Here is a 12,231-nt window from a genome sequence, read left to right as displayed (position 1 = left end):
GAGGCGTCCCGGGAAAAGGGACGCCTCCTGCGGATGGACGGCGGCTCAGAGGGCGGCGGCTTCCCGCTCGATGTCCCCCTCGCAGGCCTTCATGGCCTGAAGGGTGCGGTCCAGCAGGTCGTTGAGCTCCCAGCCCAGCAGCTGGGCGCCCTGGGAGATGGTGTCCCGGGAGCAGCCGGCGGCGAACTTCTTGTCCTTGAACTTCTTCCGCAGGCTGGACAGCTCCATGTCCTGTACGCTCTTGGAGGGGCGCATGAGGGCGGCGGCGCCGATGAGGCCGGTGAGCTCGTCCACGGCGAAGAGGACTTTTTCCATCTGGTGCTCGGGCTGGACGTCGGCGCCGGTCATGCCCCAGCCGTGGCTGACCACGGCGTGGATGAGGGCGCTGTCCAGGCCCTGGGCCTCCATCAGCTCCCGCACCTTGACGCAGTGCTGGTCGGGCCACTGCTCAAAGTCCAGGTCGTGGAGCAGGCCCACGGTGGCCCAGAAGTCGGCCTGATCGCCGTAGCCCAGCTCCTGGGCGAACCAGCCCATGACGGCCTCCACGGTCAGGGCGTGGCGGAGGTGAAAGGGCTCCTTGTTGTAGGTTTTAAGCAGGTCTAGTGCCTGCTGGCGGTTGAGTTCCATAGCGGCAGCGCTCCTTTTCGGCAGAATAAGGGAATGGGATAGCAGGCTCATTTTAGCGCAGTCCGGCGGCCCGGTCAAGGGCGGGACAGAGTGGGAAAGCGGAGAAAAAGGGCGGCAGAAAGGGGCGCGTGAAAACACTCGAAAAAAATAAAAAATACCTATTGACAAATTGAACTCAAGTGGTTATAATAATCAACGTTGCTTCGGTCAACAGAAAACGAAAGACTGAATGAGCACCGAGATGGAGTAGTATCGAAGTGGTCATAACGAGCACGACTGGAAATCGTGTGGCCGTCAAAAGCGGCCCGAGGGTTCGAATCCCTCCTACTCCGCCAGATAAGAACCGCAGTATTGATGAACTTCATCGATACTGCGGTTCTTATCTGGCATAAGCCTTCTGGATTAAAATATGCCGTAATAAAAATCAGCATGTGTTTGTGAATATACGTCACAGTCATGGCACGAATGGTTGTGCTTTAGACCTGAGCAAGGCAGTGGCCCGGGGAAAAGATGCCGTCTGAACATAGGAAGCAGAGCAAGCGGTTTAGGAGGATGTTATGATTCATTTTGAAGAGATAACAGAAGAAAATTTTGATGCGGTCATTCATATGAAGCACCCGGAGGGGGAGAAGTTTGTCGCCTCCAACAGCGTCTCGCTGGCCCAGGCGTGGCTTTACCGGAACGACGGCGATGTATTCCCCTTTGCGATTTATGAGGATGACATCCCGGTGGGATTCCTTTTGCTGGAGGAGGACAGGGAAGCGGGCAACCTGATTCTGTGGAGAATTATGATCTCCGTGGAGTATGAAGGAAGAGGCTATGGTACACAGGCAGTGCGGCTTGTGATCGAGCAGGCCAGGGCAAGCGGAAAATATCACGCGCTCAATCTGGACTGCGCCGAAGAAAATAGGATCGCCTGGAATATTTATGAAAAGTTAGGCTTTCACCCGACTGGGGTTATGAATCATGGCTCGGTAGAATTTCAGATTCTGCTGTAAAGCTATGTCTTACGCCAGAAAACCCGCAGCTGTAACGGCTGCGGGTTTTGTTTGTATCATCCAAGAAGGGAGAAAACCCCGCGGACGGTCAGCCCAGGACCATCCAGCGGGGCAGTTTTATCGGTTTCATGATGGCCAGCAGGAGAAAGAACACGCCGGCGGCCAGCAGGACGTCCCCAATACTGGCGAAGCCGCCGATCAGGGGGACGGGGCAGTAGATCACGTCGCCCAGGAAGCGGAGCCAGTTGCCGCTGTCCTCCAGGGCGTACATGGGCACGGCTCCGGCGGCGAGCTGGGCCAGGCCGTCAGGGGAGAGCAGCCCGGCCGCGGCGGCGGATACGGGCATCCGCCAGCCGTTGGCGGCGATGACCGCCAGATTGCACAGGCTGCCCAGCCCCGCCAGGGCGGCGGTGCGTTTGAACCTGCGGTTGCGCCACAGGAAGAGGAAGATCATAGCGTAGGACATCAGAAGGAGCACTGCGGCCCAGGGAAGGTAGTGCTCCGCCGGGAGCAGGCCCAGGGCCCGCTGCATCAGCAGGGCCAGGATGGGCAGGGGCAGCAGGTAGAGGGGGGTCTCCACATAGCGAATCAGCCGCCCGCCGGTGCACCAGCCCAGCGCCAGGGCGAGCAGCACGGCCAGGATCAGCATGGGCCGCCTCCCGTCTGCTCCAGGGCCTGGATGCAGCGGGTGAGCTCTCCCGACTCGGCCAGGGCGGCGGTGACCAGGGCCACCGCGGGGTGGAACTGCTTTCCCGCCTCGGCCCGGAGGATGCATCCCGCGTCCCGGGGGGTACGGGCGGTGCAGTAGGGCCGGGCGCTGGTGATGGCGTCATAGGAGTCGGCGGCGCCCAGAATGTAGACCTCCAGGGGGAGGGCGTCCCCGGCGGTGCCGTCGGGGTAGCCGCCGCCGTCGTAGCGCTCGTGGTGGCTGCGGACAAAGATCAGAATGTCCTTATAGGCGTCCATGTTCTCCAGGATGCCCACGCCCCGCAGGGGGTGGGTCTGGATCACCGTACGCTCTTCAGGGGTGAGGGGGCCGGGCTTTTGCAGGATGGAGTCGGGGATGCCGATCTTGCCCAGGTCGTGGAACAGGGCGCCGGTGCGCAGCCGCTCGATCCGCTTGGCGGGCAGCTTCATCTCCTGGGCGATGCGGCAGGCGTAGGCGCTGACCCGGCTGGAGTGGCCCTTGGTGTAGGTGTCCTTGGCCTCCAGCGCGGCGGTGAGTGCCTCCACCATGCTGTGCTGCTGCCGCTGGAAGGAGAGGCAGAGCTTGAAGGAGTAGCGGGCCAGCAGCAGGGGAAGCATGAACAGCAGGGCCAGCCAGCCGCCGGCCCGCATCATCAGCAGCATGGAGAGAAAGTACCCGATGGAGGAGGAGCAGGCCACGCTGGGCAGCAGCCCCAGAAACATCTGAAAGATGGTGGGGTAGAAGGGGGCGTGGTGCTCCAGCATGTAGAAGAGGAGTATGACCACGGCGTTGAAGACCATGGCGGCCAGGATGAAGAGCAGGGCGGGCAGCAGCACGCCGGGGAGAGAGATGTCCCCCGGCACACCGCCGGCCAGGTAGTAGAACAGTCCGCCCACCCAGTAGGACAGGGCGTGGTCGCCGATATTGAAGAAGGTCTTGAGGGGCGAGGTGTTGAAGAGGTGCTGGTGGTGTTTTCCGTCCGGGGTGGAGACCACCACGAAGGGGAAGGAGATGGCGCTGACCAGCACGGCGGCCTCGGGGCCCAGCAGCAGGGTGGAGGCGAGGATGCTGATAAAGGACAGGTCCACCGTGCAGTCGTCCCGGATGTACAGCGGCAGGCAGCAGCAGATCCAGCTGAGGAACAGCAGGAGCAGCAGGGTCCAGAGGGTATCCGAATTCCACTGGGAGGACTGCCGGACAAAAAAGGACCAGCCGGACCAGACGAGAGCGGCGGTGCCCAGGCAGCCCACACAGGCCAGATAGGCCTTTGAAACAGGACGCATAAGCGATCCTCCCTACGGCGAAAATTGGAAAATGGAGTCCCCGGGGGCCGGCGTCCGGCCGGCGCCCCGGGGTGGTACGGGTCAGCGGAGGGTGAAGAACGCGCCGCCGGCCAGGACCAGGGAAACAAGGGAAGTGAGCGCAACGAGCAGCTTCGCCTTATTCATCGAATACAGCCTCCTTGACAGTGGTACTCTGTCATTCGCTAGAGACAGGCCATATCCGCTTCGCTAACAAAGAGTTTAACTTGGGGCGCCCTCCTCGCGGGCAAAGGCCAGGGTGAGGATGCGGCGGTTGACGCCGTCCAGGGTGGCCAGGGCCACGGAGAAGTTGGGGTCCTCGCCCAGGTAGCAGGCGCCCAGTAGGGCCTCGGTCTTTCCGGCCTGCTCCAGCCGCAGCCCCACCAGGGCGGCGATCTGGCTGCCGATGGGGACCTGACGCAGTTCATCCAGACAGAACCGGCACCCAGCGGTGAGGAACTGGTTGATGGCGTCGGTGGTGGCCTGGGCGATGGCCCGGCTCTGGCTGGCGGAGGAGAGGTCTGAGTGGGCGGTGCCCCAGTGGCACACATCGCCGATCCGCAGGGAGACGGTCACATCCACGCCGCTGCGCCCGGAGGAGAGCTCCAGCCTGTCGCAGATCAGCCGCCGCTGTACCACGGCGGGGCGGCAGGGGATCTGGGCCACGCTGATGATCCGGTGGTCCAGCTCCAGCCGGAACCGGGCCAGCAGGGCGGACTGGATGTCCCGCACGATCTGCTTGGGGGAGCGGGACTGGTCGGAGAGGACGTGGACCTCCCGGACCGCGGCGCCGTCAGTGACAAATTCCACGCTGAGTACGCCGGGGAGCTGTTCCGTCAGCTCCTTCCACGGGGCGGTGTCAGAAGAAAGGACAGTCTGTGCCATGTGGGCCTCCCAGGAGATAATTTAAAAGGCAAAAAATAGATATTTCAATGTGGCCGAAACATCGCACTTATATACAGAGTTCGACAAAAAGACGCAAGGGACTTGCCGGATTTTCGGGGAAAATGGCGCTGGTAAAATAGACCAATCTCCTGCATACAATGCAAGAGGAGAGGGGGCGGCGCGGGTGGAGGAGATACGGATTGGGCTGAAAAAGCCGGATGGCATGGTGCGTATACGGGAGGAGGGGCTTCAGGCGGTCATCTCCGCCCGGGCGGCGGATGACGGCGCGGGACTCTACAAGCTGCATCTGCTGGGAAAGGGGGACAGCCTGCTGCTGGGGACGTTGATTCCCGAAAACGGCGCGCTCTGTCTGCGCCGGACCATCCCTGTGGACCAGCTGCGCCGCCGGGGACTATGGCCGCCCGCCGGGGCGGAGGTCCGGCTGGCCTATGCCTTTGGCCGGGAGAGGGGGGGCGGGGAGCGGCCGCCTCAGGGGTGGACCAGGGAGGACCATCCCGCCCGGCTCATGGGGGAGCGGCTGCTGAGGGAGTGCGCCGCACCCCTGAAGGGGGGGCTGACCCGGCGGGAGGGGGAGGGCTTTGTGCTGGCCCTGCCCTGGGAGCCGGGGGGCCCGTTTCCAATGACGCCCCTGTTCTGCTTTGCGTCGGCCGAGCGGGTGGAGGGCCGGGGCTACGCGGTGTTCCACTTCACCGGCAAGGGCTGTCCCCGGCTGCCGGAGAAGCCCGGAGGGGAGAAAAAGGGGCGGTGATCTCCTTGTTCCGGCGGCGATTGTGTGGTAAACTGGCCTGTAACGGCCCGGGCGGTTGTAACCCGGGCCCCAGTGCTGTATAATAATGCCTGTTGAACCAACCGCCGGCTGGCGCCCGCTTACCGGCGCAGACACAAGAGACAGAGGTAGGATACCATGGATTATTTTCACCTGAACGCCGCGCCCGACGATATCCGGGCCATCAGCACCCTGGGCCTGGCCCATCTGGGGGACGGCGTGTTTGAGCTGATGGTGCGCTCCTGGCTGTGCCTCCACGGCAAGGCCACCAACAAGGGCCTCCACAAGGCCACAGTGCACTATGTGGCCGCCCCCGCCCAGGCGGCGGCGGCGGAGAAGATCATCCCCCTGCTCACTGAGGAGGAGGGGGACGTGTTCCGCCGTGGGCGCAACACCAGCCCCCACTCGGTGCCCAAGGCGGCCAGCCGGGCGGACTACCAGACCGCCACCGCTCTGGAGGCCCTGTTTGGCTGGCTCTATCTCCAGGGCCGGACCGAGCGGATCAACCAGCTCTTTGAGATCATGATGGAGGAGTAAGCCCATGCCCTTGGACGCGATTTGCCTCTCCGCCGTGGCGGAGGAGCTGAAGACCGCCGTGCTGGGCGGCAAGATCGACAAGATTTATCAGCCTGTCCGGGATGAGATCGTGATGGCAGTGCGGGGGAGCCGGGAGAACGTGAAGCTGCTCCTGTCCGCCAGCCCCAACCACCCCCGGGTGCAGCTGACCCGGATTACCCGGGAAAACCCGGACACGCCCCCCATGTTCTGCATGCTCCTGCGCAAGCATCTGACCGGCGCCCGGATTCTGGACATCACCCAGCCCCCGGTGGAGCGGCTGGTGGAGTTCAAGCTGGAGTGCCTGGACGAGCTGGGGGACCGGGTGGAGCGCCGCCTGGTGCTGGAGCTGATGGGCCGTTCGGCCAACCTGATCCTGCTGGACAGCGAGGGGCGCATCACCGACTGCGTCCGCCGGGTGGAGGGGGACCTGGCCGCGGGCAAGCGGCAGCTGCTGCCCGGTCTGTTCTACCATCCGCCCGTGCCCCAGGACAAGCGCAATCCGCTGACCCTGGAAGAGGGGGAGCTGGAGGGGCTGATTGCCGCCGCGCCCGAAGAGGGGGCGGTGGACAAGTGGCTGCTGGACACCTTCAACGGCCTCTCCCCGCTGATCTGCCGGGAGCTGGCCTTCCAGGCCGCCGGGGACTCCTCCGTCCGCTTCTGCCAGCTAGAGGAGAAGGGGAAGAAACGCCTGCTGGAGCGGATGAACGCCTTTGTAAACGCTGTAAAGGATAAAGATTTTACACCTTATATGATCCTCAAGGAGGGCAAGCCCACCGACTTCTCTTTCCTGCCCATCCTCCAGTACGGCATGACCGTGGAGCTGCGGCGGATGGAGTCTTTTGGCCAGATGCTGGACAAGTTCTACGCCGACCGGGAGAGCGCCGAGCGAGTGAAGCAGAAGGGCCAGGACCTGGTGAAGTCGGTGACCAACGCCCGGGACCGCACCGCCCGCAAGCTGAACAACCAGCGCCGTGAGCTGGAGGCCACCCGGGACCGGGAGCGGCTGCGGGAGTGGGGGGACATCATCACCTCCAACCTCCACACCATGGAGAAGGGCATGGGAATGCTGCGGGCGGTGAATTTCTACGACCCGGAGTGCCGGGAGGCTGAGATCCCCCTGGACCCGCTGCTGACGCCTCAGCAGAACGCGGCTAAGTATTATAAGGAGTACAACAAGGCCAAGACCGCCGAGCGGGTGCTCACCGAGCAGATCGCCCGGGGCGAGGGGGAGCTGGAGTACCTCAACAGCGTGCTGGAGAACATCACCCTGGCCGAGGGCGAGCGGGACCTCCAGGAGATCCGCCAGGAGCTGACTGACACCGGGTACCTCCGCCGGCAGAACAAGGCCGCCAAGCGGGAGAAGCGGGTGTCGGGCAGGCCCATGGAGTTCCGCTCCTCCACAGGACTGCGGATCTCCGTGGGCAAGAACAACGCCCAGAACGATCAGCTTACCACCAAGATGGCCTATAAGAGCGACATCTGGCTCCACACCCAGAAAATCCATGGCTCCCATGTCATTCTCTGGGCCGAGGGCGGGCCGGTGGACGCCCAGAGCCTGACCGAGGCGGCCATGCTGGCGGCCTGGTTCTCCCAGGGCCGGGACGGCAAGAAGGTGCCCGTGGACTACACGCCGGTGAAGTACGTGAAGAAGCCCGCCGGGGCCCGGCCGGGCATGGTGGTGTACACCACCTACCAGACCGCCTACGTGGACCCGGACGAGACGCTGGCAGAGAAGCTGAGAGTAAAGTAAAACAGAACGCCGCGAAAGGGGAACAGCCATGGAGCGCTACAACATTCTCGTGGTGGAGGACGACCAGGATATCAACCGTCTCCTCTGCAAGATTCTGGAGGGAGGCGGGTACTGCTGCCGTCCCGCCTTTTCGGGCAGCGAGGCCATGCTCTGGGCCGGGCAGTACGACTACGATCTGATCCTGCTGGACCTGATGCTGCCCGGGCTCACCGGCGAGGAGTTCATCGCCGAGCTGCGCAAGAGCAGGACCATGCCCATCATTGTCCTGTCGGCCAAGGCGGGGCTGGAGAGCCGGGTGAACGTGCTCAAGCTGGGGGCGGACGACTTCATCCCCAAGCCCTTTGACAATGCCGAGGTGCTGGCCCGGGTGGAGGCCCAGCTGCGGCGGTACCGGCAGTTCTCCTCTCCTGCGGGCGGGGGAAAGAACGTGCTCACCTGGGGGGACCTGACCCTGGACAAGGACAGCATCACGGTCACGGCGGCGGGGAAGGACGTGGCGGTCACCGCCCGGGAGTTCGAGATCCTGGCCCTGCTGATGTCCTACCCCAAGAAGGTGTTCACCCGGGAGCAGCTCTACGAGCAGGTGTGGGGCGGGGAGTACTTCGGGGACGACAACACCGTCAACGTCCATATCTCCAACCTCCGCGCCAAGCTGGCCAAGGCCTCGCCCACTGAGTATATCAAGACGGTGTGGGGCATCGGCTTCAAGATGAACGAAGAAGCGCAGGCGTAGGTCCCCGGCCGACCATGGACCGGAGCGACAGCCAAAGCCCAGGGGCCTACTTTATCCTTTCTTCACTTTTGCTTAAAGGCGAATTGTTGACTTGCCGTTATACTGGCATCACAATCCAGGAGGGACGGCGCTCCGCCCCTCCGCGAAAGAGAGGTTGATGCCGCAATGGCAGAGAGCGTTCTGGTCACCCGGAACCTGACCAAGAAATACGGTCCGGCCACCGTGGTGAACAATGTAAATCTGAACATCGAGAAGGGGCAGATCTACGGCCTGGTGGGCCGCAACGGCGCGGGCAAGACCACCATCATCCGCATGATCACGGCCCAGACCGTGCCCACCGAGGGAGAGATCGCCCTCTTCGGGGCCACCGAGCCGGGTGAGCTGGGCAAAATGCGCGCCCGCACCGGCGCCATGGTGGAGAACCCCAGCTTCTACCCCTACCTCACCGCCAAGGAGAACCTGGAGTACTACCGCATCCAGCGTGGCATCCCCGGCAAGAACTGTGTGGACGAGGTGCTCAGGCTGGTGGACCTGAAGAAGGCGGGCGGGAAGAAGTTCAAGACCTTTTCCCTGGGCATGAAGCAGCGGCTGGGGCTGGCCCTGGCCCTGATGGACCGGCCCGACCTCCTGCTGCTGGACGAGCCCATCAACGGCCTGGACCCGGAGGGCATCGTGGAGCTGCGCAACCTGCTGCTGGATCTGAACCGGGAGCGGGAGACCACCATCCTCATCTCCAGCCACATCCTCTCCGAGCTGGAGAACCTGGCCACCCACTACGGCTTCATTGACAACGGCCGTATGCTGGAGCAGATCTCCGCCAAGGCCCTGAAGGAGAAGTGCCGGGCCTGTCTGGAGCTGGCGGTGGACAGCGCCCCGGCGGCGGCCCGCGCCCTGGAGCAGGGCCTGGGCGCCCGGGACTACGAGGTCCTGCCCGACAACGTCATCCGCCTGTACTGCCACCTGGACGAGCCCGCCCGGGTGACCCAGCTGCTGGTGGAGAGCGGCGTGGCCCTGCGCTCCATCGAGCAGAAGGGCGCCAACCTGGAGGACTACTTCCTGTCCCTGATCGGGGGTGTCCGCCATGGTTAAGTACATGCGCGCTGAGTTCTATAAGGTGCTCCACCGCAAGTATACCTACGGCTTCCTGCTGGTGATCCTCCTCCTGGAGGCCCTGCTGGTGGCGGGCTGGGCCTTTACCAACGCCAACGGCAACGATGTGGACTTCTCCTCCGGCGCCGGTGTCCTGGCCCTTATGATGGGGGTGGGTCTGTACTGTACGGTCCTCACCGGCGACATGGTCTACTCCGACCAGTACAAGTTCAACACCCTGAAAAACGAGGTGTCCTACGGCCTGCCCAGAGCCCGCATCTACCTGGGCAAGCTGATCGTGTCCTGTATCACCGCCCTGGTGCTGTGCGCCATTATCCTGTGCGCCTACGTGGGCATGTGCTGGGTGGTGCTGCCCCACGGTACGGGGACGGCCGATACCATAAGCCTCATCGGCTACTGTGTTCTGAACGCCCTGCCCCTGTGGCTGGGGACCCAGGCCCTGGTGCTCATGCTCTATTTCCTGTTCAGGAGCACCACGGTGGCCTCGTTCATCGTGGTCGGTGTGATCGCGGCGCTGCCCCAGATTGTGAAGCTGCTGATTACCCTGGTGAGTCCGGTGTTTGAGTATGTGTATGTGTGCATGCTGACCACGTCCCTGGAGATGGCGCCCTATGCGCCCTGGGACATGGGCCTGCTGGGCCGGAGCTGGGCCATCGGCGCCGGGTGGTTTGTGGTCACCACCCTGGTGGGGCTCATTCTCTTCCGGAAGCGGGAGATCAACTGACAAAAAGGGGGCGGCCCTGTGCTCAACTATATCAAGGCGGAGCTGTACCGGGCCGCCCACCATATGGCGGTCTACCTGGTGTCCGGCATTCTGCTGGCCCTTGCCCTCACCTTCGCCTCCATGTGGGTGGGGCCGTTCACCTTCCCCAATATGGTGGGGCTGCTGTCGACCACCATGCCGATAGGGCTCTTCATGGCCGCCATTATGGATGTAGTGGTGGTGTCCGGCGTGCACCGGACGGGCAACCTGAAAAACGAGGTGGAGTTCGGCATCCCCCGGAGCCGGATCTACCTGGGCAAGCTGATTGCGGCCTTTCTCCTGGCGGTTATGCTGTGCGCCCTGGTGCTGGGGGGCTTTCTGGGCCTGTCCTGGCTGTTCACGGACCATGGCACCCCGGAGGAGACCCAGGTGTCCCTGGCCATTCTGGGCTATGTGGCGGCGGCCTCCTTCCCTTTGTGGGTAGGGGCGCTGGGGGTGACCCACGCCCTGTTCCTGGCCCTGAAGAACGAGGTACTGGCGGCCTGTCTGGCGGCCTACCTGCTCCTGCTGGGAGAGCCCATGACCGCCATCCTGACCATGATCAACTCGGAGGCCATTGCCGCCCCCGCCCGGCTGGTGCGGTCGGTGCTGCTGACGGCCCCCTTCTGGCAGTACCAGGGCGACCTGACCTGGCGGATGATGGCCGGGAACTGGGCCATCGGCCTGGGCTGGCTGCTGGGCAGCACAGCCGTGGGCCTGTGGGTGTTCCGCCGGACGGAAGTGCGATGACAGTCTCCCCGCCGGTTGGGGAGAGACAAGACCGCCGGGAGGCGCCCGTGGCAGCGGGCCCCCGGCGGCTTTGCCCCGTTGTACGGGGCTGATTTACCAGGGAGAAGGGAGCGGAAAAGATGCCTCTGCTGATTCTGGCCCTCATCGTACTGGGGGCGCTGTGCGTGGGTCTGGGCATCCGGGTCTACGCGGTGGAGCGCGCCCTCCGCTCCGCCGCCGGGCAGCTGCGGGAGCGGGAGAAGACGGGCAGCAGCGCCCGTATCCTCATGGCGGCCCCCAACTCCTCGGCGGAGCAGCTCATCTCCGCCGTCAACGGCCTGCTGGAGCTGCGCCAGGCGGAGGAGGCGGACTACTGCCGCCGGGAGAAGGCGCTCCGGCAGCAGATCGCCAATGTGTCCCACGACCTGCGCACGCCGCTCACCTCCATCATCGGCTACCTCCAGCTTCTGGAGGGGGACGGCCTGACCCCGGGCGAGCGGGAGGAGTACCTGAGCATCATCGAGGGCCGTGCCCGTGCCCTCCAGAGCCTCATCGGCAGCTTTTACGACCTGTCCCGGCTGGACGGGGGCGAGTACCCCATCGCCCGGGAGCGGGTGGACCTGTACGCCATCCTCAGCGAGCTGGTGGCGGGCTTTTACAACGACCTGACGGCCTCCGGGCTGGACGTGTCGGTGGACCTGGCGGAAGGGCTTCCTCTGGTGTGGGGAGATGCTGCCGCCGTGCTCCGGGTGTTCACCAACCTGATCCGCAACGCCCTGGAGCACGGGGTGGGCACCCTGTCCATCCGGCTGTACCGGGCGGGGGATACCGTGGTCAGCGCCTTCTCCAACGGGGCGGGGGGCCTGACGGAGGAGGACGTGCCCCATGTGTTCGACCGGTCCTTCACCTCGGACAAGAACCGCACCAGCCACAACGCGGGCCTGGGCCTGGCCATTGTGAAGGCCCTGGCGGAGCAGATGGGCTGCCGGACGCAGGCCTCTCTGGAGGGGCCGGAGTTCGTCATCCGGGTTTTCTGGAAGACCGCCGGGGACCGCTGAGCCCCGCAGCACCCGCCGGATCATGATCCGGCGGGTGTATTTTTATAGCGCTTCCTGTCGCGGGGCGAGGCTGCTTTACAGTGGTAAAGTATATTGACATCCGAAAATGAACATGTTATCCTTGCGGTAAACGGGTTAGCCTAACAAAAAGTTTGGTATGCTGACTCCTTGAAAGGTGGAGAACAGAATGGCAAAGATTGTACGCAAGGAAGTGCTGAATCCCAGCGTGACGCTGCTGGAAGTGGATGCGCCCAAGATTGCCCGT

General features: G+C 63.9%; 13 protein-coding genes and 1 tRNA gene. 10 read left to right on the top strand and 4 right to left on the bottom strand.

Going from position 1 to position 12,231, the window contains the following annotated elements; genetic code table 11:
* Positions 1 to 45: 45 nt before the first annotated feature.
* Complete coding sequence (locus Q0K23_RS09150; RefSeq protein WP_294521083.1) at positions 46 to 627, bottom strand: hydrolase; 582 nt, start codon at positions 625 to 627, stop codon at positions 46 to 48.
* A gap of 243 nt (positions 628 to 870) precedes the next feature.
* Between Q0K23_RS09150 and Q0K23_RS09145 the strand changes: the two genes are divergently transcribed.
* Positions 871 to 962 (top strand) — tRNA-Ser (locus Q0K23_RS09145).
* Positions 963 to 1,184: 222 nt separating this feature from the next.
* On the top strand, positions 1,185 to 1,625 hold the full coding sequence (locus Q0K23_RS09140) for a GNAT family N-acetyltransferase (RefSeq protein ID WP_294521082.1): 441 nt from the start codon (positions 1,185 to 1,187) through the stop codon (positions 1,623 to 1,625).
* 88 nt (positions 1,626 to 1,713) lie between these two features.
* On the opposite strand, the gene Q0K23_RS09135 is transcribed toward Q0K23_RS09140, so the two are convergent.
* The 3 genes from Q0K23_RS09135 to Q0K23_RS09125 form a co-directional block, all read right to left on the bottom strand.
* Positions 1,714 to 2,274: a DUF5317 domain-containing protein gene (locus tag Q0K23_RS09135; protein ID WP_294521081.1), complete on the bottom strand. Its 561-nt coding sequence runs from the start codon at positions 2,272 to 2,274 to the stop codon at positions 1,714 to 1,716.
* Positions 2,268 to 3,596, bottom strand: coding sequence for an HD-GYP domain-containing protein (locus tag Q0K23_RS09130; RefSeq protein WP_294521079.1), 1,329 nt, complete (start codon positions 3,594 to 3,596; stop codon positions 2,268 to 2,270). Before Q0K23_RS09130 ends, Q0K23_RS09135 begins: the two co-directional genes overlap by 7 nt.
* A 240-nt stretch (positions 3,597 to 3,836) precedes the next feature.
* Positions 3,837 to 4,499, bottom strand: a complete 663-nt coding sequence (locus Q0K23_RS09125) for a hypothetical protein (protein ID WP_294521075.1) — start codon at positions 4,497 to 4,499, stop codon at positions 3,837 to 3,839.
* A gap of 184 nt (positions 4,500 to 4,683) precedes the next feature.
* Between Q0K23_RS09125 and Q0K23_RS09120 the strand changes: the two genes are divergently transcribed.
* From Q0K23_RS09120 to Q0K23_RS09085, 8 genes are all read left to right on the top strand, one after another.
* The gene (locus Q0K23_RS09120) at positions 4,684 to 5,268 is read left to right on the top strand and encodes a hypothetical protein (protein WP_294521072.1); all 585 of its coding nucleotides are present in this window, start codon (positions 4,684 to 4,686) and stop codon (positions 5,266 to 5,268) included.
* 156 nt (positions 5,269 to 5,424) lie between these two features.
* Positions 5,425 to 5,823 (top strand): Mini-ribonuclease 3, encoded by a 399-nt coding sequence (locus tag Q0K23_RS09115; protein WP_294521069.1) that lies wholly within the window; start codon positions 5,425 to 5,427, stop codon positions 5,821 to 5,823.
* A gap of 4 nt (positions 5,824 to 5,827) precedes the next feature.
* Entirely contained in the window at positions 5,828 to 7,594 is a 1,767-nt protein-coding gene (locus Q0K23_RS09110) for an NFACT family protein (RefSeq protein WP_294521066.1), read from the top strand.
* Positions 7,595 to 7,622: 28 nt separating this feature from the next.
* Positions 7,623 to 8,327, top strand: a complete 705-nt coding sequence (locus Q0K23_RS09105) for a response regulator transcription factor (protein WP_294521063.1) — start codon at positions 7,623 to 7,625, stop codon at positions 8,325 to 8,327.
* Positions 8,328 to 8,492: 165 nt separating this feature from the next.
* Entirely contained in the window at positions 8,493 to 9,416 is a 924-nt protein-coding gene (locus tag Q0K23_RS09100) for an ABC transporter ATP-binding protein (RefSeq protein ID WP_294521060.1), read from the top strand.
* On the top strand, positions 9,409 to 10,161 hold the full coding sequence (locus Q0K23_RS09095) for an ABC transporter permease (protein ID WP_294521057.1): 753 nt from the start codon (positions 9,409 to 9,411) through the stop codon (positions 10,159 to 10,161). Before Q0K23_RS09100 ends, Q0K23_RS09095 begins: the two co-directional genes overlap by 8 nt.
* An 18-nt stretch (positions 10,162 to 10,179) precedes the next feature.
* On the top strand, positions 10,180 to 10,929 hold the full coding sequence (locus Q0K23_RS09090) for a hypothetical protein (protein ID WP_294521054.1): 750 nt from the start codon (positions 10,180 to 10,182) through the stop codon (positions 10,927 to 10,929).
* Positions 10,930 to 11,048: 119 nt separating this feature from the next.
* Complete coding sequence (locus Q0K23_RS09085; protein ID WP_294521051.1) at positions 11,049 to 11,966, top strand: sensor histidine kinase KdpD; 918 nt, start codon at positions 11,049 to 11,051, stop codon at positions 11,964 to 11,966.
* Positions 11,967 to 12,231: the final 265 nt, after the last annotated feature.

Source organism: uncultured Pseudoflavonifractor sp. (assembly GCF_944387275.1).
Classification (GTDB): Bacteria; Bacillota; Clostridia; order Oscillospirales; family Oscillospiraceae; genus Pseudoflavonifractor; species Pseudoflavonifractor intestinihominis.
The sequence above is the reverse complement of the archived record's forward strand: the minus strand, read 5'-3'. Positions and strand labels throughout refer to the sequence as shown.